We start from the raw sequence: 26,359 nt of genomic DNA on the forward strand, positions 1-26,359 counted from the left end.
CGGTGCGACGCCGCTCGCCTTCGCGCGGCGCGGGCGCCTCAATGCCGCCCTGCGCGCCATCGCCCCGGCGCGATGCCGAAGCGGCGCGTGAACGCGTGCGTGAACGCGCTCTGGTCGGCGAAGCCGAGGTCGGCCGCGATCGCGGCCAGCGTGTGGGCCGGATCGGCGAGCCGCAGCACGGCCGCGTCGAGCCGCAGCTTCAACAGGTAGCGGTGCGGCGTTTCGCCGAACGCCTCGACGAACAGCTGATGGAACCGGCGCGGGCCGAAGCCGCAGTGCGCGGCCAGATCGGCCACGCGCAGCGGCTCGGCGAGCCGCGCGCGCAGCCAGTGGTCGATCCGCGCGAAATCGAGGCCGGCGGCCGCGCCGCGCTCGGGCGGCGAGCCGAGCAGCGCCTCGCAGAGCCGCGTCGCGGCCAGCCAGTGCAGCCGCGCCGACGGCGCAGGCGCGGCGGCTTCGGCACGCGCGGCGAGCCCGAGCGCGAATTCGTTCACCAGCGCGCCGAGCGCGGGCGCCAGCGCGAACGGCCGCGCGCGCTCGAACCAGCGTTCCGGCACGGCCAGCGAAGCCACCGGCAGATCCAGCACCAACTGGCGATTCGGGCCGAGGCCCGCATAGTCGTGGCGCGTGCCGGCCGGAATCAGCCAGGCGCGCCGGCCGTCGATGCGCTCGGCCACGCCGTCGACGGCCATCACCATCTCGCCGTCCACGCCGAGCACGACCTGATGGAAATCGTGGAGGTCCGACGCCTCGGCCACGCCGTAGCGGCGCAGCGAGACGGACGGGCCGGCGGCGGGGGGCGCGAGCATCGTCGTGAGGGGGAAGGGGGGCTTGCGAAAGGCGGCGGGCGGCGCCGGGCTGGTGGGGCCCGCCGTGCTCAGACGGCCAGCAGCTCGACCTCGAACACCAGCGTGGCGTTCGGCGGAATCACGCCGCCCGCGCCGCGCGCGCCGTAGCCGAGCGAGGCCGGGATCGTCAGGCGGCGCGTGCCGCCCACCTTCATGCCCTGGACCCCTTCGTCCCAGCCCTTGATCACCATGCCGCCGCCCAGCACGAACACGAACGGGTCGTTGCGATCCTTGCTCGAATCGAACTTCTGGCCGTCGGTCAGCCAGCCCGTGTAGTGGACGGTGACGGACTGGCCGGCCTTGGCTTCGGCGCCCGTACCTTCGGTCAGTTCTTCGTACTTGAGGCCCGAATCGGTGGTGACGACGGTCATTCTGCAACTCCTGAGTTGAACGGAAAACCGCCATTGTAGGGGAGCCGGGCCCGGGCGTCGCGGCCGGCAGCCGCGCGTGCCCCGGCCTGCGCCGGCCAACGGCGCGCGTCTGCGGCATCCGCCACGGGCTCGCCGCGCGTGGTGCCGAAGCGCCGGCCGGGGCGCGCCGGCACCACGATCACGAGGCACGGCCACGGTCCGCTCGAACGGCGCGAACGCCCCCGGCATGATGGTCTGCACGTCCCGGCGCGGCATCGCCACGTCCAAGGGCGGCCTGCCGAGCCGCGGCCCATGGCGGCCCGAGGCCGCGCGTGCCGCGTCTGCGGTATGCTCTACTCGGCGTTCCAGACGCACGGTGTGCCGACCACCGCGGCCGGCGTGGCGATGCCGATCCCCGGCCGGGCCGCCGAGACCGCCGCGCGCGACGGCATCCTGCTCGGCCTGGAAGCGGTCGAGCGCTACGAGTCGAAGGTGCCGAACCCTGCCTCGCGAGGCATCGAGCTCTGCGAGCGGATCGGCCGGCCGCACTCGAAGGCTCACCTGCACACCTATCACATCAACATCGAGGAATCCGACGTGATGACGGCGATACGCGAAACCGGCGCGCATCTCAACTATTTCCACTGCGGCGACTTCCATCGCGGCAGTCTGGGCTCGGGCCGCATCGACCTCGCGGCGATCGTTCCCGCACTGGCGGTCTCGGGCTACGCGGGGCCGATCGCGTGCGAGAGCTGCTCGTCGCGCGGGGGCGGGCAGCCGCTCGGGGGCGGGCTCGCGATCCGGCGCGAGCGCCGGCAAGACGCGCGCGCGCTGGCCTCGCACGCGCGGCGCGACACCCGCGCCCGGCTCGAGTCCGTGCTCGAGTCCGCACCGGAGGCGCTCCGGCAGGCCGAGCGCGGCCGCCTGTCATGAGCACGACGCGCGAGGTGGAGTTCGCGGTGCTGCTCGCGCAACTGCGCGAGGCGACGCCGGGCGCGCGCCGGCTGGTGGCCGTGGCGGGGCCGCCCGGCGCTGGCAAGAGCACCTTCGCCGCGCGACTGGTGGCGGCGCTCAATGATGGCGCGCCCGGCCACGCGGCGCTGCTGTCGATGGACGGCTTCCACTACGACGATCGCGTGCTGAACGCGCGCGGCCAGCGCGCACGCAAGGGTGCGCCGCATACGTTCGACGTCGACGGCCTGGCCGCGCTGCTCGCGCGGCTCGCCGCCGACGACGGCCGTGAGATCGCCGTGCCGGTGTTCGACCGCGAGATCGAGATCGCGCGCGCGGGCGCGGCGATCGTGCCGGCGGCGGCGCGCATCGTGGTGGTGGAGGGCAACTATCTGCTGCTCGACGACGCCGCCTGGGCGCCGCTGCGCGCCATGTTCGACACCACCGTGATGCTCGCGGTGCCGCGCGCGGTGCTGATCGAGCGGCTCGCCGCGCGCTGGCAGGGCTACGGCATGGACGAGGCGGCGATCCTCGCCAAGCTCGACGGCAACGACCTGCCGAACGTCGATCTCGTGCTCGGCGGCTCGGTGCCGGCCGATTTTCTGGTCGCCAACGGCTAGCCGCGCCGTTCCGGCTCCGGTTCCTCGTGACGGCGCCGCGCGCACCGGTGTTGTATTTCTGCCGCCGCCGCCGGCTGTTCATGGCGCGCCGCCCTTGTCCGCCCGATGCCCCGGCCCGCGCCGGTTTCAAGCGGGGCGGGCGGGCGAGGCCCGGCGGACCGTCGCGTGCCGGCCGCCGTTTGGAAGCGCGGCACTAAGGCGGGACTTGCGCGTCTGCGGCGAATCGCCGTATCTTTACATTGTTCAATGTAATCGATTTGGTGCGCGATCCGTGCCGCGACCCGGGCGATCGGCCCGGCGGACGCGAGGCGACGCGTGCCGCAAGGAGCACCGACGATGTCCGATTCGTCCGCAGCCGCCGCCGTCGCGGCCGGCATCATGCCCGTGCGCCGGGACCTGCGCTTCGCGCTGCCGGTCGAGCGCGCCAAGGACTGGCACGGCCAGGGGCCGGCCGTCACGCACTTCTTCAACGCGCTGTCGCTGCTGTTTCCGGCCGGCGAGCGCTTCTTCATGGATTCGGTGCGCAACTACCGCGACCGCATCGACGATCCCGTGCTCAGGCAGCAGGTGCAGGGCTTCATCGGCCAGGAGGCGATGCACACGCGCGAGCACGTGGAATACAACGAGGTGCTGCAGGCCAACCGGCTGCCCGCGCGCAAGCTCGACAAGCGCGTCTGGAAAGTGCTCGGCTGGATGAAGCGGGTCATGCCGCATTCGATGCAGCTCGCGCATACGGTGGCCGCCGAGCACTACACGGCGATGCTGGCCGGGCTGCTGCTCGACGATCCGTCGCGGCTCGACGGCGCCGAGGACGGCTACCGGCAGCTGTGGCTCTGGCACGCGCTGGAGGAAACCGAGCACAAGGCGGTCTCGTTCGATGTCTGGAACGCGGTGATGGCGCCCGGGCCGAAGCGCTACCTGATTCGGATCGGCACCTACTTGCTCACCACGCTGACGTTCTGGCCCACGGTGTTCCTGCTCCACACGCGGCTGATCCGGGCGGACCGCTCGTCCGGCCAGCGCGTGCGCGGCATGGGGCGCGTGATCCGCTTCCTGTACGGCCCGCGCCACGGCGTGTTTCCACGCATCGCGCGCGAGTGGCTGAGCTTCTTCCGGCCCGATTTCCATCCGTGGGATCACGACAATCGTCATCATCTGGCGAAGGTCGCGCAGCTGGTGGCCGAGAACCGGGCGCGGCAGGCGGGGTGGGCCGAGCCGCCGGTGCCGGCGGTGCGGCGGCGGCTCGGCGCCGCTTGAGCGGCATGCCCGGCGGGCCGCGGCTGTCCGACGACGTGGCGTGCCGGTAGGGGCTGCGTGCCGGTGGCTGGCGCCGGCGGCCCGCTGGCCTGGGCGCATGCGGGCCTGAGCCGGCCGCTGGCGCTGAAGCCAGCTCGACGGGCAGCGGGCGGGCAGCGACGGAGGCCGGACCGAACGGCGGCGACACGCGAGTGTCGCCGCCGTTTTCGTTTGCCCGGGCCGTTCGCGATGCCTGCGCCACCCTGGCGCGCGCAGCCTCGCGCCGCCGCGCGATCCGTTCATGTGCCCCGATTTGATCGGCGCGTGCTCCGCCGCGTTTTCGCTGCCCGCATAAAACTGTCCCCGTTTTCTCTCTCGACCCTCCCGTAGGTGGGCGGCGTTGTTACGCAGCCGCACGCATCGATCCACCGGCATCGGACCCTTGCAATCATCCGAAATTGGACTAATCTTGTTAGTCAATTCACTTTGAGACTAACAGCCATGTCTCGACCCGCACCGACCCCGCAACCGCCCGCCCCGCAGCCGGAAGCGACGCCCGCGCAGATGTCCGCCGCCGGCCTGCGCGCGTTCTTCAACATTGCGCGCGACTGGAATCTGTCGACCGACGAGCAGATCGTGCTGCTGGGCTCGCCGGGCCGCTCGACGTTCTTCAAATGGAAGGCCTCGCCGCAGACGGCGCGGCTCACGCGCGACACGCTGGAGCGGCTGTCGCTCGTGCTCGGCATCTACAAGGCGCTGCAGATCCTGCTGCCGCCCGAGGCCGCGGACGGCTGGGTCAAGCGGCCGAACCAGGCCGCGCCGTTCAACGGCAGCCGCGCGCTCGACCGCATGCTGGCCGGCAACGTCGGCGATCTGCTCGCGGTGCGGCAGTATCTGGATGCGGTGCGGGGGGGCTGGGCGTGACCGCAACCGATTGCTCGACCCGCTGGCCCGTCTCGCGGCTCGACTGGGCGCCCGCCTACCGTGTGATTCCCACCCGCTTTCCCGCCATCAACCTGTTCGACCGCGTCGCGTCGGCCGACGATTTCGAGGCGCTCTACGCGCTCGAGGCGATGACCAACGACCGCGTGCGCGCCGAGGTCGGCCAGCTCGACCTGGTGCCGCCCGGCGAGCGCCGCTTCGGCCCCGGCTACGGCCCGATCATGGCCGCGTTCACGCACCTGAATCCGCAGGGCAGCCGCTTCTCCGACGGCAGCTACGGCGTGTTCTACTGCGCGCGCTCGCGTCAGACCGCGATCGCCGAGACGCGCCACCACACCGGCCTGTTCCTCGCCGCCACCCGCGAGGCGCCGATGCGCCAGCAGATGCGGCTCTACACCGTGCTGGCGCAGGGCGAGGCGGCCGACATCCGCGACTGGCCCGACCGCGATCCGGCGCTGCTCGATCCGGTCGACTATTCGGCCGGGCAGGCGTTCGGCCGCATGGTGCGCGGCGCCGGCTTCGCGGGGCTGGCCTATCCGTCGGTGCGCGACCCGGGCGGCGATTGCCTCGCCGCATTCCGTACCGCGATGCTGCGCGATTGCCATCACGCCGCTTATCTCGAATACAGCTGGAACGGCACGGCGATCGACGCCGTGTTCGAACTGAACCAGATCGGCTGACCGGGCCGGCGCGGTTCTCTCACTTTCGGAGCACTCGATGAAGACTCTCCCGATGTTGCTGCGCAATCGCCCGCGGATGTGGATCGCGTTCGCGATCGGCGTGGTGTTTGCCTGCGCGGTGCCGGGCCTGCATCATGCGTTCTCGCGCGCGCTGGTGGGCTGGGACGTCGCGGTGTGGCTGTATCTGGCGATGATGTGGCTGCGGATGTCGCGCGCGCATTACGACAAGGTGCGCGAAATCGCGGTGCGCGAGGACGAGAGCGCGACCACGGTGCTGACCGTCGTCTGCCTCGCGACGGTGGCGAGCGTGGCGGCGATCGCCGTCGAGCTGGCGAGCGCGAAGAGCCTCGGGCTGCGCGCGGGCCTCGAGCATTACGCGGTGACGGGCGCGACGCTGTTCGGCGCGTGGTTCCTGATTCCCACCATCTTCACGCTGCATTACGCGCGGCTCTACTACCAGTCGCCGCCGGCGGCGCGCGCGCTGCAGTTTCCCGATCGCGATCTCACGCCCGATTACTGGGACTTCCTCTATTTCTCGTTCACGATCGCGGTGGCCTCGCAGACCTCGGACGTGACGCTGAACAGCCGCGCGATCCGGCGCGCCGGGCTCGCGCAGTCGATTCTGTCGTTCTACTTCAACATGGCGGTGCTCGGCCTGTCGATCAACGTCGCGGCAGGGCTGCTCGGCAGCTAGCGGCGGCTGCACGCGGGCGGCCTGCCGCGCCGGCCGTTCGCCGTCTCAGCGCACCATGTCGTAGGGACCGCCGCGCGCCAGCGCACGGTGGTAGGCGGGCCGCGCATGGATCCGTTCGAGGAACGCGCGGATCGCCGGCAGCTGCGCGACGGCATCGGCGCGCGAGGCGGCCGCCTCCAGCGGAAAGCTCATCTGCACGTCGGCGGCGCTGAACGCGTCGCCGGCGAACCAGCCCGTGGCGCGTAGCGACTCCTCGATATAGCCGAGATGCAGCTTCAGCTGCGGATCGACGAAGCTCGACTGCAGCGTCGCGGCGAACTTGCGTGCGATCGGCTTGACGAAGAACGGCATCGGCGCCTGGGCGATGCGCATGGTCACCAGCTTGAGCAGCAGCGGCGGCATCGCCGAGCCCTCCGCGTAGTGCAGCCAGTAGGTGAAGCGCCGCCGCTCCGGAGTACCGGGCGCGGGGGCGAAGCGCGAGTCCGTGTCGTAGCGTTCGAGCAGGTATTCGATGATCGCGCCCGACTCGGCGACGGTTTCGCCGTCGTCGGTCAGTACCGGCGACTTGCCGAGCGGGTGCACGTCGCGCAGCGCGGGCGGCGCGCGCAACGTCTTCGGATCGCGCTCGTAGCGCTTCAGCTCGTAGGGGATGCCGAGCTCTTCGAGCAGCCACAGCACGCGCTGCGAGCGGGAATTGTTGAGGTGATGGACGGTCAGCATGGGCCTGTTGGTGAACGGGGCGGTGAGTGTGTCGAAAGGGGCGTTCGCATCGGCCGCGCCAGGCGCACGGTGCACGGTGCGCGGTGCACCGTGCACGGCAAGTGGCCGGCGGTGCGCCAAGACGGGTATCCTGCCGGCGAACCCTCCACCGCGCGCGGGCCAGCCCCGCGCCCCTACCTAGCATAGCGAGACCTGCCGATGCCGCTTCCGATGACCCGGGTGATTCTATACACGCACGACGTGACCCGGTTGAAGGTTTTCTACCATACGCACTTCGGGCTGCCGACGGTCGAGGCGATCGAGGGCGAATGGGTCGTGCTCGACGCCGGCGGTGTCGAACTCGCGCTGCATCGGGTCGGCGAGCCGTACCGGCACGCTGCAGCCGGCGGCGCGGCCGGCTCGAACGCGAAGTTCGTGTTCCGCGTCGACGACGACATCGAGGCGCGCCGTGCCGCGCTGATGCAGGCCGGCGTGCCGATGGGCGCGGTCCGGCGCTACGACGGCTTCCACTATCGGCTCTGCGACGGCACCGATCCCGAGGGCAACGTGTTCCAACTGATGCAGGCCGACGACGCGCGCGCCTGAGGCGCGCACTGCCGGATGCCCGCGCGGCAGCGGTGCCGCGTCAGCGCGCCAGCGCGATGTCGAGGATCGCGTTCGCGAACTGGCGTGGGTCCTCGAGCATCATCATGTGGCCGCGGCCCGCCAGCGTGCGATCGCTTTGCGCGCGCGGGCGCAGCCAGTCCGGCACGTGCCAGTCGCGCGCCGAGCGCTCGCCTGCGAGCAGATGCAGCGGCACCTTGTCGAGCCAGCCGGCGATGCGCTGCAGATAGGCCGGCGCGCCGGTCGTCTCGACCACCGAGATGGCCATGCGCTGCAAGGTGCTGGCGGGCTGGAACGCGAGCTGGTCGGCCGCCGCGGCGATCAGCTCGGCGTCGGTGCGCAGCCCGGCACGCGCGAGCCAGCCGGCCGGATCGTCGAGATCGCGCTGCAGTTGCGCCTCGATTTCCCTGAGCGGCATCGAGGCGAGGCGCTGCGACCAGAACGCATCGTCGAGCGCGAAATTGCCCTCGACGCTGACGACGGCCGCGGCGCGATCGGGATACTTCGCCGCGAACAGATGCGCGATCGCGCCGCCCACCGAATGCCCGACCACGAGCCAGCGGTCGGCCGGCCCCGCGGCCTCGTCGATCGCCTCGCGCAGCACGTCGACCTGTGCGGCGAGCGTGATCGAGACGGGGTCGACATCGGCGCAGGCGCCGTAGCCGAGCAGATCGGGCGCCACCACGGTGGCGGGCCGCAGCGCCTCGAGCAGCGCGGGCGCATGCAGATGGCCGGTCAAGCCGTGGACGAGCAGGATGCGGGGAGAGTCGGACATGGACGCGCACCGGAAGGACGGGCCGCCATCGTAGCGAAATCCGTGCGGCGCGGATAGCGTGGCGCGGCGCGATGTGTGATCGCACGCGCGCCGCCGCGAGGGCGGTGCGAGGGGCGCCGCCGCCTGGCCGAGCGCCCCGGGGCCACGCCACCGCGGGGGTGTCGCCGGCGGCGCGCTCGCATTGCAGGGCTTTGCCTCGCCGGGGTCGAGACGTATTTAAAAGCGGTGTCCGGCGCTCGCACCGCCCTGTGATTCGGCGCATACTGGTTATCCCTAGCGCCCGGCACGACGTTTTCCAGTGCCGGCCATGCCTCCGACCGAGACCCGACAAGGAGCGCACCGATGTCCGATTGCCCGCTTGACCCTTACTCACACCGCTACACGCACTGCCTCGCGTTCGGCGCGCAGCCGTGCAGCGCCGCCGCGGCTACGCTGCGCACGCACTTTCGCTTGTGGGCCCCCGCCAGCGCCGAAGTGCGGCTCGAGTTCGGCCTGGACGGCGCGGCCGAGCCGGCCATCGAGATGGCGCATGCCGGCGCCGGCTGGTTCGAGACCTTCGTCGAATGCGGCGCGGGTACGCGCTACCGCTACCGGCTCGACGGCACGCTCGTGATTCCGGATCCCGCGTCGCGCTCGCAGCCCGACGGCGTCGAGGCGGCGAGCGAGGTGATCGATCCGCGGGCCTTCGTCTGGCGCAACACGTCCTGGCGCGGGCGGCCCTGGGAGGAGATCGCGCTGTACGCGATCCGGCCCGACGCGGTCGGCGGCTACGACCAGGTGCGCCGCCGCCTGCCGCAGCTCGCCCGGCTCGGCGTGACGGCGCTCGAACTGCTGGCCTCGACGGACCCCGCGCAGGACAGCCTGCCGTTCGCACCGATCGCCGCCTACGGTGGCCCGCACGCGCTGAAGGCACTGATCGACGAAGCCCACGGGCTCGGTCTGGCCGTGCTGCTCGATCTCGATTACGCGCGCTTCGGCGGCGGCAGCGAAGCGCTGCGCCGCTACGCGGCGCCGTTCTTCCAGACGCGCGACGACCCGCATCACGCGCCGCTCGCGCTCGACCATCCCGAGGTCTGCGACTTCTTCTGCGACAACGCGCTCTACTGGATCGAGGAATATCGCTGTGACGGCCTGCGTCTGCGCGCGGCCGACCGGATCGGCAACGCGGGCCTGCGCGAGATCGCCGACCGCGTGCGCGCGGCGGTGCCGAGCGAACGGCTCGTGCATTTGGTGCTCGGCAGCGAGCGCCACCCTTCGCATCTCGCCGACACGCACTTCGACGCGCAGTGGAACGAATCGGGCGAGCGCGCCTTGCACCGGCTGACGGGCCGCGCCGCGTATCCGTATCGCGAGGCGATCTCGACGCGCCAGACCATTCACATGCTGGCCCGTGCGCTGACGGCCGACGGCTCGGCCTATCAGCGTCCTGGCGGAGGCGAGTCGGGCGGCTGGGAGGGCGGTCTGCCGATGACGTCGCTGGTGCTGTCCGACGGCGCCAGCCGACCGACCGCGGCGACGCGCGAGGCCGGGCTCGCGGCGCTCGCGCTGTCGCTGCTCACGCCGCAGATACCGCTCGTGTTCGACGAGGCGGCGCCCGACGCCGCCAGCCGGCGCTTCGTGCAGTCGGCGCTGGCCGTGCGCGCGAAGCTGATCGCGCCGCGCCTGCTCGATGCGCGGCCGCAATCGGCGGAATTGCTGCGCCTGGCCGACGGCGGCGAGGCCGATGCGCTCGTCGCCGTCTGGCGGCTCGGCGACGGCGAGGTGCTGAGCCTCGCGCTGAACCTGTCGCCGGAGCCGCTCGCGTTCGACCGTCAGCCGGACGGCACCATCGTGTTCGAGACGCCGCCGCGCGCGCGCGATCGCTTGCTGTTCGGCGAACTGCCGCCGTTCTCGCTCGTCGCCTGGGTGACGGGCGACGTCAACCGCTACGCGCTGTCTCACGACACGCGATACCGGCCGCTGACCGGCGCCGGTGCCGGCGCCGGCACGGCGGCGTTCGATGCCTGAGCGCTTGCCGCCGCGCTCGACGGGCGCGGCGGCCGTGTTCCATCGAAGGCCGCTTGCCTTCCGGGCCGGGACCGGGTTCGGTCAGGCCCGCGTCGCGCCGCCCGCCGCCGAGCGGTTTCCCGGCCCAGCGTCGGCGTACCGCGCGGCTTCGGCTTATCCCGCCACCAGGCCCCGAATGCCCGCGACGCCATGCGCCCCGTGCGCGCGCGCGATCGGCAGGTCGTCGCGCGTCATGCCGCCGAGCGCATAGACGGCCAGGCGCGTGCCGGCCACCCATTCGGCGAAGCGCGGCCAGCCGAGCCCCGGCGCGCCCGGATGCGACAGCGTCGGTTTCACCGGCGACAGCGTGGCGAGGTCCGCACCGATGCGGTCCGCGTGGCGCAGCGATGCCGCGTCGTGGCAGGCGGCCGACAGCAGCAGGCCGGCCGCCTCCGGCCGCGACGCGGCGGCGGCGAGCGCGGCGTGGCCGAAATGGATGCCGTCGGCGCCGAGCGCGCGTGCTGCCTGCAGCGTGACCGGACCATTGCAGACCACGCGCGCGCCGGCCGCATGGGCGCGGCCGATCACGCGCTCGGCCAGCGCCGCGTAATCGGCGGCGTCGAATGTCTTCACGCGCAACTGCACGAGCGCGATGCCGGTGGCGAACGCCGCGTCGAGCCGAGAGACGAACGCGTCGAGATCGGCGCGCGCGTTGGAGGCCGGCTCGGGCGTGATCAGGTAGAGCGGCGGCAGCGCGGGCGTCGGCACGGGTTCAGAGCCGCACATGCTGGCTCAGGAAATCGAGGAAACCCTGCACGCGGCCCGTCAGTGCCGCATGCCGGTAATAGACGGCGTTGACGGGCTGCCGATAGTCCGTCATCAGTTCGGTGAGCAGCGGCACGAGCCGCCCCGCGGCGATGTCGTCCGCCGTCATGAAACCGGACAGGCAGACGATGCCGATCCCCGCGAGTCCGAGATGCCGCAGCGTCTCGCCGCTGGAGGCGGTATGCGCGGGGGTGATCGCCAGGCCCGTGCCGTCGTCGCTGCCGTTGCCGCTGCCGTCCGCGCGCAGGTGCAGCGGCCAGCGGTTCAGCGTCTCGATATCACTGAAGCCGAGCAGCCGGTGGCGGGCCAAATCGGCCACGCTGCGCGGCGTGCCGTGGGCGGCCAGATAGGCGGGGCTCGCCAGCACATGCAGCGGGCTCGAACCGAGCGGGCGCGCATGCAGCGTCGAATCGGGCAGCGCGCCGATCCGTATCGCGATGTCGATGCGCTGTTCGATCAGGTCGATGAACCGCTCGTTGTTGGACAGTTCGAGCGCGATGTCGGGGTAGCGCGCCGTGAACGCGGGCAGGCGCGGGACGATCGCATGCAGCATGAACGGCGTGGCCGCATCCACGCGCAGCCTGCCGGCAGGCTCGACGCGGCCGAGCGAGACGGCCGTCTCCGCTTCCTCCACCGCTTGCAGGATCTCGCGCGCGCGGGCCAGCAGCAGTTCGCCCTCGTCGGTCAGCTGCGAGCTGCGCGTCGTGCGGCGCAGCAGCGTCACGCCGAGCTTGCGTTCGAGGCGGTTCAGCGCCCGGCTCACGCCCGACACGGTCTGCCCGAGCTGCTCGGCGGCGGCCGTGATCGAGCCGCTGTCGATGATCGCGACGAAGGTCTGCAACTCTTCGGTCGACGTCTTCATTATTGACCCGGATTCAAGAATGACTTGAGCCTAACACGGTTTTTACGCGTTCCGTCCGCCCTCACACTGGCAGCCATCGAACCAATCGGACCAGGAGTCCAGCATGAAGATCTTCATCACGGGAGCGGGCGGGTTCATCGGCGGCTCGATCGCGGCGCGGCTTGCCGCCGACGGGCATCAGGTGGCCGGCCTGGTGCGGCGCGAGGCGCAGGGCGAGGAACTGCGCGCGATCGGCGTCGAGCCGCGCCTCGGCTCGCTCGACGATCGCGCGCTGCTGGTGCGCGAGGCGCGGGCGGCCGATGCCGTGATCAACGCGGCCGACAGCGACCATCGCGGCGCGGTCGAGGCGTTGATCGAGGGCCTGCGCGATTCCGGCAAGGTGCTGCTGCATACGAGCGGATCGAGCATCGTCGGCGACGCCGCCGGCGGCGAGGCCGGCGGGCAGATCCACCACGAGGACGCGCTGCCCGAGCCGAGCGCCGACAAGGCGCCGCGCGTGGCGATCGACCGGCTCGTGCTGGCCGCCGCGCAGGCGGGGATTCGTCCCGCCGTGCTCTGCAACACGCTGATCTACGGCCACGGCCGCGGCCTGCCGCGCGAGAGCGTGCAACTGCCGCGGCTGGTGCGGCAGGCGCGAAAGAGCGGCGTGGTGCGCCATGTCGGCCCGGGCCGCAACATCTGGTCGAACGTCCATATCGACGACGTGGTCGAGGTCTATCGGCTCGCGCTCGAACGCACGCCGGCCGAGGGCAGGTTCTACTTCATCGAGAACGGCGAGGCCGCGTTCCGCGACATGTCGGCCGCGATCGCGACCGCGATGGGGCTCGGCGCGCCCGAGGACTGGCCGCTCGCGCAAGCGGAGGCGGAATGGGGCTACGAAATGGCGAACTACGGGCTGGGCTCGAACAGCCGCGTGCGCGGCGAGCGCGCCCGGCGCCTGCTGGGCTGGCAACCGAAGCACGCCTCGGTGATCGACTGGATCACGGGCGAGATGATGCGCGGCGCCTGAGCGAGCGGCGGCGGGCCGCGCCGCGAACCAACCAGGACCAGGGTGGGTGGCGGCCGCGCTGCCGCCGCGCCTACTCGTCGGCTTCCTTGAACGCCTTCGGATAGACGCGCACCAGCACGATGCGCGGCCCGTTCATTTTCTTGACCACCACGTCGAAGCGCTCGAACGACACGCGCTGGCCCTCGGTGGGCAGATCGCCGAGCGCCTGGATCACGAGGCCGCCCACCGATTCGGCGCGGCCTTCGTCGATGTCGATGCCGAGCGCCTGTTCCAGCGAGACCACGGGCAGGCTGCCCTTGCCCATCAGCGTGCCGTCGTCCAGGCGCGCCCAGTCGGCGTCGCCCTGGCGGAATTCGTCGTGGATCTGGCCGACCAGCGCGCCGAGCAGGTTGTCGAGCGTGAGAAAGCCGATCGGCTTCTCGTGCTTGTTGCCCACCAGCGCGAAATGCGGCGCGCCCTTGCGAAAGCGCCGGAACAGCTCGAGCGCGGGCATGTCGGGCTTCACGTACTGCACCGGGCGCACGTAGTCGGACAGATCCTCCAGCGCGGCGCCCGCGTGGCGCGCGAGCAGCAGGTCCTTCAGATGGATCAGGCCGGACACCTGCTCGCGCGAGGCGTCGGTGAAGAGCGGGTAGCGGCTGAAGCGATGGCGCGCCACCACTTCCATGTTGTCGACGAGCGGCAGGTCGCAACGCAGGCCGACCATTTCGTTGGCCGGGCGCATCAGGTCCGACACCGTCATCGAGGTGAAGTCGAGCGAATGCGCGAGCGTGTTCCATTCGTCGCGGCTGTAGGCCGCCACCGGAGCCTTCGAGGCGCCCGTCGCGTTGCGCCGGCTGCGCAGGATCAGCTTCAGCTCGTCGGTGGAGTAGTGCGAGTCGCCGCCGTGATCGGCCGTCAGGCCGACGATGCGCAGCACCGCGTTGGCGCTCGTGTTGAGCACCCAGATCGCCGGATACATCACCCAGTAGAACGCATAGAGCGGCAGGGCGAGCCAGAGGCCGACCTGCTCCGGCTGGCGGATCGCCATTGATTTCGGCGCGAGTTCGCCCACCACGATGTGCAGGAACGAGATCACCGAGAACGCGAACACCAGCGAGATGCCGTGGACGAGTTCGGCGGAGTGGATGCCGAGCGCGTCGAGCAATGGTGCGAGCAGGTCGGCGAAGGCCGGCTCGCCGATCCAGCCGAGGCCGAGCGAGGCGAGCGTGATGCCGAGCTGGCAGGCCGACAGGTAGGCGTCGAGCCGCGCATGCACGATGCGCAGGATGCGGCCGCGCAGGCCGTGCTGGCGGGCCAGCGTCTTCACGCGCGTGGCGCGCAGCTTGACCAGGCCGAACTCGGCGGCCACGAAAAATCCGTTCAGGGCTACCAGCAGCAACGCGCCGATTAGCGCGATGATCTGTATCAACGCAACGACTCCGGTAATAAGGGAAGTGTCAGTATAGAGGCGGAAAGGCGAACGTAAACTTCGCCGTTCGGATAAACCGTCATACCGAGGCCGTGCGCGGCAGCGTCAGCACGATGCGCGCGGTGCTGCCGGCCTCGAGCGCCGGCGGCGCGAAGCTGCCGCCGTGCGCGAGCGCGACGCGATGGCACAGCGCGAGCGCCCACGGCGGGCGGCGCGCGTCGCGCTCGAGCAGCGCCTCGCGCCGCGCGCCGCTGTCGAGCGCATGCGGCAGCGAGGGCGCCACGAGCGCGGACGGCGCTGCCGTGAAGCTGGCCTCGAAGCTCACCGTGTCGGCCGCGCGCCGTGCATCGCAGGCGAGCGTGACGGGCGCAGCGGGCGCGCCGGCCTCGATCGCGAACACCGCCATCGACCACAGCGTCTGCGCGAGCCGCTCGCGATCGGCGTTCAGCGACGCGTCGTGCGGCGCCTCCAGCGCGGTCGCGAGGTTCACGCCGCGTGCGTCGCCGAGCGCGAGGCGCGCGAGCACCGCGACCTCGTCGACGAGCGGCGCCAGTCGGCAGCTTTCGTAGGCGAGCGCGAGCGTGCGCGTATCGGCGCGCGGCGCGTCGAGCGCCGAGCCGATCAGCTTCGTCTGCTGCTCGATGCCGATCCGGATGCCGTCGAGCGCGCGCTGCAGCGAGCCGTCGCCGGGCGGCAGCTGGCGTTCGAGCACGTAGGCCCAGCTGTGCATCGCGTTGAGCGGGCTGCGCAGGTCGTGCGAGGCGACCGACAGCGCCTGTTCGCGCGCGAACAGCGCATTTTCCGTGACGTAGCGGGCGGCGCGCTCGCGCAGCAGGGCGGCGGCGGGATCGGCGTGGGACAGGGTCACGAGGCGGGCGTGAGTAAGATGGCGGAATCGCCATTATAGGGACCGTATGGCGAGCGCGTCGCGCGGCCCGACGCCAGCCGCCCTCAGGCCGGCAGTCGCGGGCTGTCTGGCCCGGCGGCGTGCTCCGCGCGGTTCGGCAGCAACTGGCAGGCGAGCAGGCCGGCCAGCATCAGCGCGCAGCCGATCAGCGCGCGCGGGCTCAGCGTCTCGCCGAGCGCGGCCCAGCCGGCGACCGCCGCGAACACGCCTTCCATGCTGAAGATCACCGCCGCATGCGCGGGCGCCGCTTTGCGTTGCGCCACCACCTGCAGCGTATAGCCGACGCCCACCGACAGCAGGCCGCCGTAGAGCAGGGTGGGCAGCGCGTGCTGCAGCGTGGCCGCATCGAGCGTTTCGACGCCGAGGCCGAGCGCGCCGCACAGCAGGCCGCAGACCGCGAATTGCTGGAACGCCAGCACGAGCGGCTCCTGGCGCCGCGCGAAGTGGCCGACCGCGATCACGTGGACGGCGATCAGCACCGCGCAGGCGAGCTGGAAGCCGTCGCCGACCATCACCGTGAAATGCTCGTCGACGCTGAGAAAATAGAGGCCGACGGCCGCCAGCGTGGCGCCGAGCCAGGTGCCGAAGCCGGCCCGGTGCCGCAGCAGCACGCCGATCAGCGGCACCAGCACGACGTAGAGCGAGCTGATGAAGCCGGCGTTGGCGATCTTCGTGTATTGCAGGCCGATCTGCTGCAGCGAGATCGACACGGCCAGCAGCGTGCCGAGCAGCAGCCCCGGCGCGAGCCCGGCCGGACGTCGCGCGAGCGCGGCGAGCTCCGCGCGCGCAGGCGCCTTCGCGAGCAGCAGCGGCACCAGCACCAGCGCGCCGAGCAGGAAGCGCAGGCCGGTGTAGAGGAACGGGCCGATCACCGCCAGGCTGAGCCGTTGCGCGACGAAGGCGGAGCCCCAGATCGCGGCGGCGCCGAGCATCAGCAGGTTCGCGCGGAGGTGTTGGCGAGCGGCAGGCGTCATCGGGAAATCGGAGCGGGGTAGAAAGCATGACAGTGTATATGCCCAAGCGGTGAAGGTCGCCGCAAACCGGCGCAAGGGGATCGGCGCCAAGCCGTGCGCCGGCTGCGTCCGGCTCGGGGCCGATGCCGCGCCGCCGGCTTGCGGCTTGCGCGAGCCGCGGCTTGACGGACCCGGGCACACCGTCGCATGCCCCGTGTACCATGAGCGGCATCGACGGCCGCCGGCGGTTGCACGGGTGTGACGGGTGGGCTGGCGAACGGAGGTGACATGACGCGTGTCCTCGAAATCGTGCTCGGGCTGCCGCTGCCGGGGGGCGGCGTGCCGGCTTCCCGCCGGCGCGGCGCTGCCCGCGCGGTGCGCGACTTCGGCGCGGAGCTGGTGCGGGCATGGCGGATCTGCCCGCCGGTGCGGATGAAGCGCGGGCACGAACGCCTGGCGATCCGTCCGCTCGCGCTGGCCGACGCGGTGCCGGACGCGGGCGGCTGGCTCGCGTGGCATGAGGCGGGCGCTTCGGGGCACCAGGCGAGGGCCGTGCGCACGATGACGTTCGCGCCGGGCGTGGCGGTGCGCGACCGGCTCGACGTGCCGGCGCACGATGCGGCCGAGAGGCGGGCCGATGACTCGGATGTCCACGACAAGGACGGGCTGGCCGGCCGGATAAGCCGCGCACTGGCGCAGGGCTTGGTCGACGGTTACGAAATCGAGCCGGCGCCGGCCGTGCCTACCCCGGCGGCGGCCGCTGTCGAGCGGGCCGAAGCCGGGGCGGCAAAGGGTGTCCCGCCCGCCGCCGAGGCCGGCGACGCGCCATCCGCGCGGTCCGGACCCTCGGTGACGCCGCCCGCCGAGGCGGTGGCCGCTTCCGCCCGCCGGCCCTTCAGCTTCGAATGCGAGCGCCGCCGCGGCCGCTGGCAGCGCGAAGACCGTGCGCCCGTCGAGCTGACGCTCGACGACCTGAGCTGGCGCACCGCCGCCGGCGCCGGCCGCCACTGCGAGCTGCGTCTCGCGGTGGCCGATCCCGGCGATGCCGCCGGCCGCATCGCCGCGCTGCGCGCGCTGTTCGACGCCGCGCGCGAGCTGAGCGGCGCGGGGCCGGCCTTCCTGAAGCCGGCCTCGCTCGTCGATCTGGCCTGCGCCGGCCGCCTGCCCGATCACGACGGCGGCCCGAGCTACGCCGCGCCGGTCGAACTCGGCAGGCTGAGCACGCAGCGCGAGGCACTGTTCGTGCTCGGCGCGAACGTGGCCGCGCAATGGCTCGGCAACGACGCCGGCGTGCGCGACAGCAACGATCCCGAATACGTTCATCAGATGCGCGTGGCGTTGCGCCGCCTGCGCACGCTGATGCGGCTGTTCAAGGACTTTGCCGACGCGGCCTATCGCGACGCGTTCGCGGCCGACATGAAGTGGCTCGGCACCCAACTGGGCGTGGTGCGCGACTGGGACGTCTGCGTCAGCGAAACGCTGCCCGGGCTGGCCGAGGCCGATACCGACATCGCCGAGGCGCCCGGCTGGGCCGCGACGCTCGACGCCGCGGCCCAGCAGCGTGACGTCGCGCGCAGCGAGCTGCGGCAGGCGGTGGCGTCGTCGCGTTACGCGCGGCTCGTGCTCGGCTGGATCGAATGGCTCTGCGTGCTCTCGCTGGGTTCCGACGCCGACGCCACACGCAAGCAGCGCCGTTCGCTGAGGCGGCACGCCGCCAAGCGCGTCGAGCATTTGTTCGCCCGGCTCTACGGCGCGCCGAAGCTGACCAGCATCGATCCGGCCGAGCGCCATCGCGTGCGCATCGACGCGAAGCGGCTGCGCTACGCGCTCGAGTTCTTCGCTTCGATCACCGCGCGCAGCACGCGCGACAAACTCCTCAAGCGCGTGTCGCGCTTGCAGGGCACGCTCGGCGACGCCAATGACGCGCAGGTCGCGCTGCATCATCTCGAACGGCTGTCCGCGCCGGCCGGGCAGCTCGGCTTCGCGCGCGGCTACGGCGCGGCGGCGCAGCGCTACGCGGCGATCGCGGCCGAAGTGCAGCTGCGCCGCCTGTGGCGGCCGAAGATTCGTGGCGTGGGTGGCGGGCAGCGCTGACCGGAGGGCGCCAGCGGGACGGGCGGCGGCCGCGGGCGAGGCCGCCGCTCAGATGCGATGCAGCGGGGCGTTCTGGTCGAGCGTGGCGGAAGTCGGCCGCGATATCGGCCGGTAGTTCGGGTTCGCCTTCCAACGCGCACGCACGTAGGGGCGCTCGTGGCCCGACACCTTCAGGGCCACTTGGGTGACCCAGCGTTGCGACGGCACCGGAATGCCGTGCAGCGTGATGGTGACGATCGCGAGGCTGGCCACCACGGCCGGTACCGACCAGCGATGGGGCTGCGCGCGCCAGGCGATCAGCACGAACGACAGCGCCGCCAGCGCGCCGACCACGCAGCCGGTGATCGCCTCGGACGGCGAATGCGCCGACAGCACCACGCGCGACAGCGACACGGCCACGCCGAGCGCCAGCCCGAGCGCGACGCCGGCGGCCCGCAGGACGGGATGGGCACGGGTGAGCGCGATCAGCATCGCGACCGGATAGACCGAGGCGGAGAGCATCGAATGGCCGCTGAAGCCGGTGAAATCCCAGGTGCGGATGCCGATGCCCCAGCCGAGGAACGCGATCTTGGTCAGCGCGACCGCCGAAATTGCCGCGCCGAGCACGGCGAGCCAGGTCAGCGCGAGGCGCGCCGAATAGCCGAGCGCGAGCCAGACGGCCAGCGTCGCGGCGAGCGGCAGCGTAATGCCGGCGCTGCCGAAGTAGGTGATCCAGTTCCAGAGGCGAAGCGGCAGGTCGTACATCGGGAATCGGCGGCTCAGTCGGGCGTGAAACGGAGCCGGCGCATGCCGCCCGGGCAGGGCGGTGGCGCACGGCGGGCGGCTGGCAGCAGTATACCGGGCTCGCCTCGCTGGCTGTCATGATCGCGCCCCCGGTAAAGCTGCGAAAATGATGCTATTGTGCAATGCACAAAATCATTCCGGCGGCACCTTGCTCGTGCCCCGATTCGACTGCGAGCCGATCGATGACCAAGCGTCTGACCAAACTGTGGCTGGGCGGGATGAAGAAAATGCTGCGCACGCCAGCGTCGCGGCTGCCGGCCGTCATCGCGGATGCGATCTTTGCCGCCCCGCCTGCCACCGAAGCCGTGCCGCCTCGCGCGGCGAGCGCCGAGGGTGCGCCCCATTTCCCCTGGCCGCCGCGCGAGTCGCGCGTGCGGCCGCGCGCGGCCGCCTGGGCGGAGGGCGAGTGGTCGCGCGGCGAGCATCCGCTGCCGTTCGTGGTCGGGCGCTTCGTGAGCCACCTCGGCTATGCGCTCTACGTGCCCGATGGGCTGCCCGCGGGGGCGCCGCTCGTCGTGATGCTGCATGGCTGCAAGCAGGACGCCGCGCAGTTCGCGCAGGGCACGCGGATGAACCTGCTGGCCGATCGTCATGGTTTCGCGGTGCTCTATCCGGAACAGTCGATCCAGGCGCATTCGCATGGCTGCTGGCACTGGTACGACGACACCGAGCGCGGCGGACGCGGCGAGGCGCGTGCCGTGGTCGATCTGGTCGATACGCTGGTGGCGGCCCGCGGTCTCGACGCCTCGCGCGTCTATGCCGCCGGCCTGTCGGCCGGAGCCGGGCTCGCCACGCTGCTGGCGCTGCATTTCCCCGACCGGTTCGCGGCGATCGCGCTGCACTCGGGGCCGGCCTTCGGCGACGCGCATTCCGGCATCACCGCGATGGACGTGATGCGCCGCGGGCTGCATCGCGCACCGGCGGCGATTGCCGACAGCTACGCCGCGCCCGGAACCTATCCGGGCATGCCGGCGCTGATCGTGCACGGCGACGACGACTCGGTGGTGTCGCCGGCCAATGCCGACCACCTCGCGATCGAATTCCTGCGCCTGAACGGCCTGGCCGACGCCGACGGCGAGCCGAGCGGCGTCGAGCGGATCGACACGCAGGCTGGCGAGATCCGGCTGCTCGATTACCGGCGCGACGGCAGGCCGGTGGTGCGGGTCTGCCATGTCGCCGGGCTGGATCACGCCTGGGCGGGCGGAGACGACACGGTGCCGTTCCATGCCTCGGCCGGCCCCGACGCGAGCACGATGGTCTGGGGCTTTTTTGCGGATAAACAACGGCAGACTGCGACAATCTGACGGTTTTTTTTGAAACGCTGGCGGCGCCTACGGGTTTTCCCTATAATTCGGGTTAATACCTAAGCGATAACCCTTGGATTGGAGAATTCGTATGATGTACCTTCTGAGCCGCCTGTTCCTGTTCCTGACGAAATCCTCCGAGCAGATCGCGAAAGAGCGCGCCGACGCCTATCTGGCCGACGCGACCGATCTCTACGATCTCGAATTTCGCATTCGCAAGCTCGATCACGACGCCGCGCACCGCACGCCGTCGTGGATGGCGGCGCGCTGAGCCCGCTCCGCCGGGTTCGTCCGGCATACCTGACTGCGGCGGAATTGTCCGCCGACAAAAAAGGCGTGGCGATCTTTCGATCGTCACGCCTTTCCTTTTGACGCCTCGCTTGCGTCCTTTCCGCTTACCTTTCGCGTCCCGCGCCGGCTTCGTCGCAACCCCGGGCCGCCGCGGGATCCCGCCGCCCGCCTTACGCGATCACGATCCGCACCGGCACGTTGTTGCGCGTCGCGTTCGAGTACGGACACACCTCATGCGCCTTGTCGACGAGTGCCTTCGCCGCTTCCGGCTCGAGGCCCGGCAGCGAGATGCGCAGCTCGACGTCGAGCCCGAAGCCGCCCTGGTCGTTCGGGCCGATGCCGACTTGGCCCGTCACCGCCGTGTCGGCCGGCAGCGCCTGCTTCGTCTGGCCGGCGACGAACTTCATCGCGCTCAGGAAACAGGCCGAATAGCCGGCGGCAAACAATTGCTCCGGATTCGTGCCTTCCGCGCCCGAGCCGCCGAGTTCGCGCGGTGCCGCCAGCTTCACGTCCAACTGGTTGTCTGCCGACACCGCGCGGCCGTCGCGACCGCCCGTGCTCGTTGCGCTCGTCTGATAAAGGATGTTCATGGTGCGCTCCTGTTCATGTCGATAAGGGGGGAACCGGCGCGGCGGACCTGCATCCCGGCTGGGATGCGTCCGCCACGAGTCCGCCGTGGCGAAAATATATCGAACTAATGATTAGCGTGCAAACTAAATTGCCGTGATGCGCGGCTCGCGGCTAGGCGAGCCGGCGGCGGCTCAATCGCCGTTGTGTGCTTTCAGCGCGTCGCGCAGCTGCCTCAATTCCTCACGCAGACGGATCAGGAAGTCCGGCGTCTGCTGCATTGCGCAAAAGAGTTCGGCCGGCACCGGGCGCGCCGTCTGGCGCAATGCCTCGCCTTGCGGCGTCAGCCGCGCGTGGACGAGGCGTTCGTCGGCCGTGCCGCGCACCCGTTCGAGATAACCGAGTGCCTCAAGCCGCTTCAGCAGCGGTGTGACGGTGGCTGAATCGAGATGCAGGCGGGCGGCGATGTCCTTGACTGCGAGGTCGTCGTTTTCCCACAGCACGAGCATCGTCAGGTATTGCGGATAGGTCAGCGAGAGTCGCTCGAGCAACGGCTTGTAAGCCTTCGTCATCGCGAGCGAGGTCGAATAGAGCGCGAAGCAGAGCTGGTCGTCGAGCGTGGTGGGGACGCTGGGCAGATCGTTCATGGCGGAGGCCGTCGTTCGGACACAAAAAGCTTGTACGCTAATGATTTTGCGCCGAACTGTCGCCGCTGGCGAGCGCGGCGCCGGGAGAACCCGCGCCGGCGGGTGGGGCGATCGCGGCGCTTAGCGCGCCGGCGGTGTAGCCGGGCTGCCCGGCTCCTGCACGCCGAAGCAGCCGCGGTAGGTCGCGTAGAACGAGCAGTAGAGCGCGGCCGTGACCACCAACGAGACCGGCATCATGACCACCAACGCATAGGGGCCGGCGCCCACCGCGTGCATCAGCCAGGCCAGCGTGAACGACACGCCGATCGCCACCGCGAACCAGAGCAGCCCGTACAGCGTGAACGCCCAGCGGTTGCGCCAGCAGCTCACGATGCTGAAGAACAGCGCCTTGGCGGGGGGGATCTCGTGCCAGGCGGTCAGTACCGGCGCGAACCAGAACATCATCGACACCGGCACGTAGAGCAGCGCCGAAATCAGCAGCGCGACGAGCGTGTCGACGTTGAAGATCGCGGCCGGATCGAGGCCCTCGACGCCGAGGCCGAACATGATCCGCAGCAGCGTGCCGCCGTCGCCCATGGCCGAGCAGGCGAACACGATCGCGATCGACACGACGTAGAGGCCGCCGAGCGTAAACAGGCGCTGCATCGTCAGCTTCCCATAGGAGCGGAAGCCGTCGAGCAGGATTGTCGGCAGCACCGGCCGGCCGGCCAGGGCATCGCGGCAGGCGGCCATGAAGCCGACCGAGATGCCGGGGATGAACAGCAGCGGCAGCGCCGCGCCGAGCACCGGCACCAGCGACACGATCCTCATCGCCAGCACATAGCTGAAGAACAGCGTGATGAACGCGAGCGGATTGCGGCGGAACAGCCAGATGCCCTGGCGGAACCAGACGTAGCCGGTCTTGGCGGGAACTTCGATCAGTTGCATGGGGCGTGTCGCTCGGGGAGGGGCCGCGCATGTGCGATGCGCTCGCGCAGGATTCGCTCGAAATGGCCCGGGTCGTGCGGCTTGAGCATCTCCGCGGCACGGGGCAGGTGGAAATCATACAGGCGCGACACCCAGAAGCGGTACGCGCCCGCGCGCAGCATGTCGGGCCAATGGCGGCGCTCGTCGTCGGTGAACGGGCGCACCGTCTGATAGGCGCGCAGCAGCGCGTCGGCGCGTTCGGCGTCGAGCGCCCCCGTGGCGAGGTCGGAGCACCAGTCGTTGACGGTCACGGCCACGTCGAACAGCCATTTGTCGCAGCCGGCGAAATAGAAATCGAAGAAGCCGCCAAGGCGCAGTGCCTGGCCGGTATCCGGTGCCGCGCTGGCGAACAGCACGTTGTCGCGGAACAGGTCGCAGTGGCACGGGCCTTCGGGCAGCGCCGCGTAGTCGGCGGAGGCGAAGAAGCGCTGCTGATGCGCGAGTTCGCCTTCCAGCAGCGCGCGCTGGCCGGCGTCGACGAACGGCGCGATCGCCGGCACGTTCTCGCGCCACCACGGCAGGCTGCGCAGGTTCGGCTGGCGGTTCGCGTAGTCGCGGCCCGCCAGATGCATGCGCGCGAGCATCTGCCCGACCTCGATGCAGTGGGCTTCGCCGGGCGCGAGCTCGGCCGAGCCCTCGAGCTTCGTGACGATCGCGGCCGGCTTGCCGTGCAACTCGCCGAACAGCGTGCCGTCGGTGCGCTCGACCGGGTCCGGCACCGGCACGCCGTGCCGCGCGAGATGGCGCATCAGTTCCAGATAGAACGGCAGTTGCGTGGAGGTCAGCTTCTCGAACAGGGTAAGAACGTATTCGCCGCGCGTGGTCGTCAGGAAAAAATTGCTGTTCTCGATACCGGACGGAATGCCGCGAAACGCGACGACTTCGCCGAGATCGTAGTGGCGCATCCATTGCGCGAGATCGGAGTCGGAAACTGCGGTGAAGACAGCCATGCGGGGTGCGTCGAAACGGGTTGGCAGGCCGGCGGGCGCCGGCGGCTGCGGAGAAGGCGGGCTCGCCGCCCCGGCGGGCGGGCGCTGCCGGGCGCGGTGGATCAGTAGTGCAAGTTGATCGACGGCACGCGCGTGACAGGCACGTTGCCGTTGTGCGGATGCGGCGAGATGTCGGGCGTCGAGCTCATCTGGTAGCGGGTGCCGAAGTTCGAGCGCACGTCGATCTCGACTGGCTTGCCGCGATCGCGGAATTCGGTCACCTCGGTGCCGCTCACGCTCTTCTCGTGGAAGCTCGGCGTGCGCTGGATATCGGCGAAATCGATCTTCGACGTCACTTCCGCCCCGGGCCGGTTGATCTTGGTGAGATCCGGCAGGCCGGCGGCTTCATCCTGCGCGGCCCGGGCCTTGGCCCCGTCGCTCGGCGGCGGGCCGTCGGCGTGCGCGGGGCCGACGAGGGCGACGGCCGTCGCGAGCGCGGCGGCGAAAATGAGCGGCTTCATGGGTTTCTCCAATTTAAGCTCAGGATTCTAGCAAAACCGGGCCGTGTGCCGGGCGTGCCGTCGCGCTGATGTGGCGGCTCCGCGTCGTCGGAATCGCGGGGTTCCTGTGATAATGTCGCAAGCAACCGAAGAGGCAATGACAATGAACAACGACACCACTCGCCAACGTCCGCTCTCGCCTGACAACCCGCCCGTCGAGGCGTTCGACGATCCCGTTGCCGCGGTCGCCCGGCTGTCCTCGATCTACGAAACCCACACCGCGTTCCTGCGCGACGCGTTCGCGCGCTACCGGCGCAGCGAGCCGCTCGGCGGCCATGTGCGCGCCTGCTATCCGTTCGTGCGCGTGCGTACCGACGTCAACACCCACATCGATTCGCGCCGTTCGTATGGCTTCGTTGCCGGACCGGGCGTGTTCGAGACCACCGTCACGCGCCCCGACCTGTTCGCGAACTACTACCGCGAGCAACTGCGCCTGCTCGCGCGCAACCATAACGTGAAGATCGAGGTCGGGGTGTCCGAGCAGCCGATTCCGATTCACTTCGCGTTTTCCGAGGGCATCCACCTCGAGGGCGATCTCGACCGTGACCGCCTGCTGGCGATGCGTGACGTGTTCGACGTGCCTAACCTCGCGAACCTGGACGACCGGATCGTCAACGGCACCTACGAGCCGCAGCCGGACGGCCCGTATCCGCTCGCGCTGTTTACCGGCGCGCGCGTCGACTTCTCGCTGCACCGGCTGCGCCACTACACGGCCACGGCGCCGACGCATTTCCAGAACTACGTGCTGTATACGAACTACCAGTTCTACATCGACGAATTCGTCAAGCTCGGCCGCACCATGATGTCGGCGAGCGACGATCCGGCCGTGCGCGACTATCGCAGCCAGTACACCTCGTTCGTCGAGCCGGGCGACGTGATCACTTACAACGCGAATCTCGGCAACGAGCCCGTCGAGGGATCGCCGGCCCCGCGACTGCCGCAGATGCCGGCTTATCACCTGAAGCGCGCGGACGGCAGCGGCATCACGATGGTCAACATCGGAGTCGGCCCGTCGAACGCGAAGACGATCACCGATCACATTGCCGTGCTGCGCCCGCACGCATGGGTCATGCTCGGCCACTGCGCGGGGCTGCGCAACACGCAGCGGCTCGGCGACTACGTGCTGGCGCACGGCTACGTGCGCGAGGACCACGTGCTCGACGACGACCTGCCGCTCTGGGTGCCGATCCCGGCGCTGGCCGAGGTGCAGGTCGCGCTGGAACGGGCGGTCGCGCAGGTCACGAGGCTGGACGGCAGCGAACTGAAGCGCGTGATGCGCACGGGCACGGTGGCGAGCGTCGACAACCGCAACTGGGAACTGCGTGACCACCGCGAGCCGGTGCAGCGGCTCTCGCAAAGCCGAGCGATCGCGCTGGACATGGAGAGCGCGACGATCGCCGCCAACGGGTTCCGCTTCCGCGTGCCCTACGGCACGCTGCTGTGTGTGTCTGACAAGCCGCTGCACGGCGAACTGAAGCTGCCGGGGATGGCCGACCAGTTCTATCGTGCGCAGGTCGACCAGCATTTGCAGATCGGCGTGATGGCGATGGAAATCCTGCGCACCAACGGGCTGGCGAAGCTGCACAGCCGCAAGCTGCGCAGCTTCGCGGAAGTGGCGTTTCAGTGACAAACCCTTGTGGCATAAGGCTTTCCGGGTGATCCGGGAAGCCTTATTGTCTAACTTGAGCGCCAGTGTCTAACTTAGACGGGCCAATGGAACGGGTTGGACGCGTTCGACTTCTCGCGATTTCGTGTAGTGCGCCGTCATGCTTTCGGTCGTGTGGCCGGCCAGGGATTGCGCGGCCGCGGCTCCCCGCTGCCGCTTCAGATCGGTCAGTGCCTTCGC

28 protein-coding genes are annotated in these 26,359 nt (G+C 70.6%); 13 read left to right on the forward strand and 15 right to left on the reverse strand.

The window, feature by feature from the left end; translation table 11 throughout:
* Positions 1–38: 38 nt before the first annotated feature.
* A complete protein-coding gene (locus tag KS03_RS06180) occupies positions 39–809 on the reverse strand; it encodes an AraC family transcriptional regulator (RefSeq protein WP_015877666.1) in 771 nt (256 codons plus the stop codon).
* Between the two features lie 68 nt (positions 810–877).
* Positions 878–1,219 (reverse strand): FKBP-type peptidyl-prolyl cis-trans isomerase, encoded by a 342-nt coding sequence (locus tag KS03_RS06185; protein WP_015877665.1) that lies wholly within the window; start codon positions 1,217–1,219, stop codon positions 878–880.
* A 291-nt stretch (positions 1,220–1,510) separates the two neighbouring features.
* Here KS03_RS06185 and KS03_RS06190 point away from each other — a divergent pair, with 291 nt between their 5' ends.
* The 6 genes from KS03_RS06190 (at position 1,511) to KS03_RS06215 (ending at position 6,321) form a co-directional block, all read left to right on the forward strand.
* Complete coding sequence (locus KS03_RS06190) at positions 1,511–2,131, forward strand: sugar phosphate isomerase/epimerase family protein (RefSeq protein WP_050811452.1); 621 nt, start codon at positions 1,511–1,513, stop codon at positions 2,129–2,131.
* Complete coding sequence (locus tag KS03_RS06195; RefSeq protein ID WP_015877663.1) at positions 2,128–2,769, forward strand: AAA family ATPase; 642 nt, start codon at positions 2,128–2,130, stop codon at positions 2,767–2,769. Before KS03_RS06190 ends, KS03_RS06195 begins: the two co-directional genes overlap by 4 nt.
* Before the next feature lie 336 nt (positions 2,770–3,105).
* Positions 3,106–4,026, forward strand: coding sequence for a metal-dependent hydrolase (locus tag KS03_RS06200; protein ID WP_015877662.1), 921 nt, complete (start codon positions 3,106–3,108; stop codon positions 4,024–4,026).
* Between the two features lie 480 nt (positions 4,027–4,506).
* Positions 4,507–4,929, forward strand: a complete 423-nt coding sequence (locus tag KS03_RS06205) for an MbcA/ParS/Xre antitoxin family protein (protein ID WP_015877661.1) — start codon at positions 4,507–4,509, stop codon at positions 4,927–4,929.
* On the forward strand, positions 4,926–5,627 hold the full coding sequence (locus KS03_RS06210; RefSeq protein WP_015877660.1) for an RES family NAD+ phosphorylase: 702 nt from the start codon (positions 4,926–4,928) through the stop codon (positions 5,625–5,627). The genes KS03_RS06205 and KS03_RS06210 overlap by 4 nt, the downstream gene beginning before the upstream one ends.
* Before the next feature lie 37 nt (positions 5,628–5,664).
* Positions 5,665–6,321, forward strand: coding sequence for a DUF1345 domain-containing protein (locus KS03_RS06215; RefSeq protein ID WP_015877659.1), 657 nt, complete (start codon positions 5,665–5,667; stop codon positions 6,319–6,321).
* 45 nt (positions 6,322–6,366) lie between these two features.
* Here the strand turns inward: KS03_RS06215 and KS03_RS06220 are convergent, their stop codons facing one another.
* Positions 6,367–7,041, reverse strand: a complete 675-nt coding sequence (locus KS03_RS06220; protein ID WP_015877658.1) for a glutathione S-transferase family protein — start codon at positions 7,039–7,041, stop codon at positions 6,367–6,369.
* Positions 7,042–7,239: 198 nt separating this feature from the next.
* On the opposite strand from KS03_RS06220, the gene KS03_RS06225 reads away from it, so the two are divergent.
* Positions 7,240–7,626, forward strand: coding sequence for a VOC family protein (locus KS03_RS06225; RefSeq protein ID WP_015877657.1), 387 nt, complete (start codon positions 7,240–7,242; stop codon positions 7,624–7,626).
* A gap of 40 nt (positions 7,627–7,666) precedes the next feature.
* Here KS03_RS06225 and KS03_RS06230 read toward each other — a convergent pair whose 3' ends face one another.
* The gene (locus tag KS03_RS06230) at positions 7,667–8,419 is read right to left on the reverse strand and encodes an alpha/beta fold hydrolase (RefSeq protein ID WP_015877656.1); all 753 of its coding nucleotides are present in this window, start codon (positions 8,417–8,419) and stop codon (positions 7,667–7,669) included.
* 342 nt (positions 8,420–8,761) lie between these two features.
* Here KS03_RS06230 and KS03_RS06235 point away from each other — a divergent pair, with 342 nt between their 5' ends.
* Positions 8,762–10,426 carry a DUF3459 domain-containing protein gene (locus KS03_RS06235; protein WP_015877655.1) on the forward strand — a complete coding sequence of 555 codons (1,665 nt, stop codon included), beginning with the start codon at positions 8,762–8,764 and terminating at the stop codon, positions 10,424–10,426.
* Positions 10,427–10,579: 153 nt separating this feature from the next.
* Here the strand turns inward: KS03_RS06235 and KS03_RS06240 are convergent, their stop codons facing one another.
* Together KS03_RS06240 and KS03_RS06245 are read right to left on the reverse strand one after the other, a co-directional pair.
* Positions 10,580–11,191, reverse strand: coding sequence for a thiamine phosphate synthase (locus tag KS03_RS06240; protein ID WP_015877654.1), 612 nt, complete (start codon positions 11,189–11,191; stop codon positions 10,580–10,582).
* Complete coding sequence (locus KS03_RS06245; RefSeq protein WP_015877653.1) at positions 11,178–12,092, reverse strand: LysR family transcriptional regulator; 915 nt, start codon at positions 12,090–12,092, stop codon at positions 11,178–11,180. The genes KS03_RS06240 and KS03_RS06245 overlap by 14 nt, the downstream gene beginning before the upstream one ends.
* A gap of 103 nt (positions 12,093–12,195) precedes the next feature.
* On the opposite strand from KS03_RS06245, the gene KS03_RS06250 reads away from it, so the two are divergent.
* Entirely contained in the window at positions 12,196–13,101 is a 906-nt protein-coding gene (locus KS03_RS06250; protein ID WP_015877652.1) for an NAD-dependent epimerase/dehydratase family protein, read from the forward strand.
* Positions 13,102–13,171: 70 nt separating this feature from the next.
* Here the strand turns inward: KS03_RS06250 and KS03_RS06255 are convergent, their stop codons facing one another.
* The 3 genes from KS03_RS06255 to KS03_RS06265 all read right to left on the reverse strand — a co-directional run bounded on the left by KS03_RS06255 (position 13,172) and on the right by KS03_RS06265 (position 16,393).
* Entirely contained in the window at positions 13,172–14,512 is a 1,341-nt protein-coding gene (locus KS03_RS06255) for a hemolysin family protein (protein ID WP_015877651.1), read from the reverse strand.
* A gap of 79 nt (positions 14,513–14,591) precedes the next feature.
* Positions 14,592–15,380 (reverse strand): sensor histidine kinase, encoded by a 789-nt coding sequence (locus KS03_RS06260; protein ID WP_015877650.1) that lies wholly within the window; start codon positions 15,378–15,380, stop codon positions 14,592–14,594.
* A gap of 83 nt (positions 15,381–15,463) precedes the next feature.
* Positions 15,464–16,393: a DMT family transporter gene (locus tag KS03_RS06265; protein ID WP_015877649.1), complete on the reverse strand. Its 930-nt coding sequence runs from the start codon at positions 16,391–16,393 to the stop codon at positions 15,464–15,466.
* A 267-nt stretch (positions 16,394–16,660) separates the two neighbouring features.
* Here KS03_RS06265 and KS03_RS06270 point away from each other — a divergent pair, with 267 nt between their 5' ends.
* Positions 16,661–18,466, forward strand: a complete 1,806-nt coding sequence (locus tag KS03_RS06270) for a CHAD domain-containing protein (protein WP_015877648.1) — start codon at positions 16,661–16,663, stop codon at positions 18,464–18,466.
* 48 nt (positions 18,467–18,514) lie between these two features.
* On the opposite strand, the gene KS03_RS06275 is transcribed toward KS03_RS06270, so the two are convergent.
* On the reverse strand, positions 18,515–19,210 hold the full coding sequence (locus tag KS03_RS06275; protein ID WP_015877647.1) for a phosphatase PAP2 family protein: 696 nt from the start codon (positions 19,208–19,210) through the stop codon (positions 18,515–18,517).
* 221 nt (positions 19,211–19,431) lie between these two features.
* On the opposite strand from KS03_RS06275, the gene KS03_RS06280 reads away from it, so the two are divergent.
* Complete coding sequence (locus KS03_RS06280; RefSeq protein WP_035978882.1) at positions 19,432–20,553, forward strand: extracellular catalytic domain type 1 short-chain-length polyhydroxyalkanoate depolymerase; 1,122 nt, start codon at positions 19,432–19,434, stop codon at positions 20,551–20,553.
* A gap of 94 nt (positions 20,554–20,647) precedes the next feature.
* Complete coding sequence (locus KS03_RS06285; RefSeq protein WP_015877645.1) at positions 20,648–20,824, forward strand: DUF3563 family protein; 177 nt, start codon at positions 20,648–20,650, stop codon at positions 20,822–20,824.
* Positions 20,825–21,014: 190 nt separating this feature from the next.
* Here the strand turns inward: KS03_RS06285 and KS03_RS06290 are convergent, their stop codons facing one another.
* The 5 genes from KS03_RS06290 to KS03_RS06310 all read right to left on the reverse strand — a co-directional run bounded on the left by KS03_RS06290 (position 21,015) and on the right by KS03_RS06310 (position 24,474).
* Positions 21,015–21,434, reverse strand: a complete 420-nt coding sequence (locus KS03_RS06290; protein ID WP_015877644.1) for an organic hydroperoxide resistance protein — start codon at positions 21,432–21,434, stop codon at positions 21,015–21,017.
* Positions 21,435–21,605: 171 nt separating this feature from the next.
* Positions 21,606–22,058: a MarR family winged helix-turn-helix transcriptional regulator gene (locus tag KS03_RS06295; RefSeq protein ID WP_015877643.1), complete on the reverse strand. Its 453-nt coding sequence runs from the start codon at positions 22,056–22,058 to the stop codon at positions 21,606–21,608.
* 120 nt (positions 22,059–22,178) lie between these two features.
* On the reverse strand, positions 22,179–22,985 hold the full coding sequence (locus KS03_RS06300; RefSeq protein ID WP_015877642.1) for a BPSS1780 family membrane protein: 807 nt from the start codon (positions 22,983–22,985) through the stop codon (positions 22,179–22,181).
* A complete protein-coding gene (locus KS03_RS06305; protein ID WP_015877641.1) occupies positions 22,976–23,974 on the reverse strand; it encodes a homoserine kinase in 999 nt (332 codons plus the stop codon). The genes KS03_RS06300 and KS03_RS06305 overlap by 10 nt, the downstream gene beginning before the upstream one ends.
* A gap of 101 nt (positions 23,975–24,075) precedes the next feature.
* A complete protein-coding gene (locus KS03_RS06310; RefSeq protein ID WP_015877640.1) occupies positions 24,076–24,474 on the reverse strand; it encodes a hypothetical protein in 399 nt (132 codons plus the stop codon).
* A 142-nt stretch (positions 24,475–24,616) separates the two neighbouring features.
* Here KS03_RS06310 and KS03_RS06315 point away from each other — a divergent pair, with 142 nt between their 5' ends.
* Positions 24,617–26,140 carry an AMP nucleosidase gene (locus KS03_RS06315; protein ID WP_015877639.1) on the forward strand — a complete coding sequence of 508 codons (1,524 nt, stop codon included), beginning with the start codon at positions 24,617–24,619 and terminating at the stop codon, positions 26,138–26,140.
* The last annotated feature ends 219 nt before the right edge of the window (positions 26,141–26,359 follow it).

Source organism: Burkholderia glumae LMG 2196 = ATCC 33617, assembly GCF_000960995.1.
Classification (GTDB): domain Bacteria; phylum Pseudomonadota; class Gammaproteobacteria; order Burkholderiales; family Burkholderiaceae; genus Burkholderia; species Burkholderia glumae.

Bases quoted from the DNA above. Each gene is read 5' to 3' on its own strand.
- KS03_RS06205 (WP_015877661.1), top strand. From the start codon at position 4,507: ATGTCTCGACCCGCACCGACCCCGCAACCGCCCGCCCCGCAGCCGGAA.
- KS03_RS06245 (WP_015877653.1), bottom strand. From the start codon at position 12,092: ATGAAGACGTCGACCGAAGAGTTGCAGACCTTCGTCGCGATCATCGAC.
- KS03_RS06315 (WP_015877639.1), top strand. From the start codon at position 24,617: ATGAACAACGACACCACTCGCCAACGTCCGCTCTCGCCTGACAACCCG.
- KS03_RS06235 (WP_015877655.1), top strand. From the start codon at position 8,762: ATGTCCGATTGCCCGCTTGACCCTTACTCACACCGCTACACGCACTGC.
- KS03_RS06220 (WP_015877658.1), bottom strand. From the start codon at position 7,041: ATGCTGACCGTCCATCACCTCAACAATTCCCGCTCGCAGCGCGTGCTG.
- KS03_RS06280 (WP_035978882.1), top strand. From the start codon at position 19,432: ATGACCAAGCGTCTGACCAAACTGTGGCTGGGCGGGATGAAGAAAATG.
- KS03_RS06230 (WP_015877656.1), bottom strand. From the start codon at position 8,419: ATGTCCGACTCTCCCCGCATCCTGCTCGTCCACGGCTTGACCGGCCAT.
- KS03_RS06195 (WP_015877663.1), top strand. From the start codon at position 2,128: ATGAGCACGACGCGCGAGGTGGAGTTCGCGGTGCTGCTCGCGCAACTG.
- KS03_RS06275 (WP_015877647.1), bottom strand. From the start codon at position 19,210: ATGTACGACCTGCCGCTTCGCCTCTGGAACTGGATCACCTACTTCGGC.
- KS03_RS06190 (WP_050811452.1), top strand. From the start codon at position 1,511: ATGGCGGCCCGAGGCCGCGCGTGCCGCGTCTGCGGTATGCTCTACTCG.
- KS03_RS06240 (WP_015877654.1), bottom strand. From the start codon at position 11,191: ATGTGCGGCTCTGAACCCGTGCCGACGCCCGCGCTGCCGCCGCTCTAC.
- KS03_RS06290 (WP_015877644.1), bottom strand. From the start codon at position 21,434: ATGAACATCCTTTATCAGACGAGCGCAACGAGCACGGGCGGTCGCGAC.
- KS03_RS06215 (WP_015877659.1), top strand. From the start codon at position 5,665: ATGAAGACTCTCCCGATGTTGCTGCGCAATCGCCCGCGGATGTGGATC.
- KS03_RS06295 (WP_015877643.1), bottom strand. From the start codon at position 22,058: ATGAACGATCTGCCCAGCGTCCCCACCACGCTCGACGACCAGCTCTGC.
- KS03_RS06250 (WP_015877652.1), top strand. From the start codon at position 12,196: ATGAAGATCTTCATCACGGGAGCGGGCGGGTTCATCGGCGGCTCGATC.
- KS03_RS06225 (WP_015877657.1), top strand. From the start codon at position 7,240: ATGCCGCTTCCGATGACCCGGGTGATTCTATACACGCACGACGTGACC.
- KS03_RS06180 (WP_015877666.1), bottom strand. From the start codon at position 809: ATGCTCGCGCCCCCCGCCGCCGGCCCGTCCGTCTCGCTGCGCCGCTAC.
- KS03_RS06270 (WP_015877648.1), top strand. From the start codon at position 16,661: ATGACGCGTGTCCTCGAAATCGTGCTCGGGCTGCCGCTGCCGGGGGGC.
- KS03_RS06285 (WP_015877645.1), top strand. From the start codon at position 20,648: ATGTACCTTCTGAGCCGCCTGTTCCTGTTCCTGACGAAATCCTCCGAG.
- KS03_RS06305 (WP_015877641.1), bottom strand. From the start codon at position 23,974: ATGGCTGTCTTCACCGCAGTTTCCGACTCCGATCTCGCGCAATGGATG.
- KS03_RS06265 (WP_015877649.1), bottom strand. From the start codon at position 16,393: ATGACGCCTGCCGCTCGCCAACACCTCCGCGCGAACCTGCTGATGCTC.
- KS03_RS06300 (WP_015877642.1), bottom strand. From the start codon at position 22,985: ATGCAACTGATCGAAGTTCCCGCCAAGACCGGCTACGTCTGGTTCCGC.
- KS03_RS06310 (WP_015877640.1), bottom strand. From the start codon at position 24,474: ATGAAGCCGCTCATTTTCGCCGCCGCGCTCGCGACGGCCGTCGCCCTC.
- KS03_RS06185 (WP_015877665.1), bottom strand. From the start codon at position 1,219: ATGACCGTCGTCACCACCGATTCGGGCCTCAAGTACGAAGAACTGACC.
- KS03_RS06200 (WP_015877662.1), top strand. From the start codon at position 3,106: ATGTCCGATTCGTCCGCAGCCGCCGCCGTCGCGGCCGGCATCATGCCC.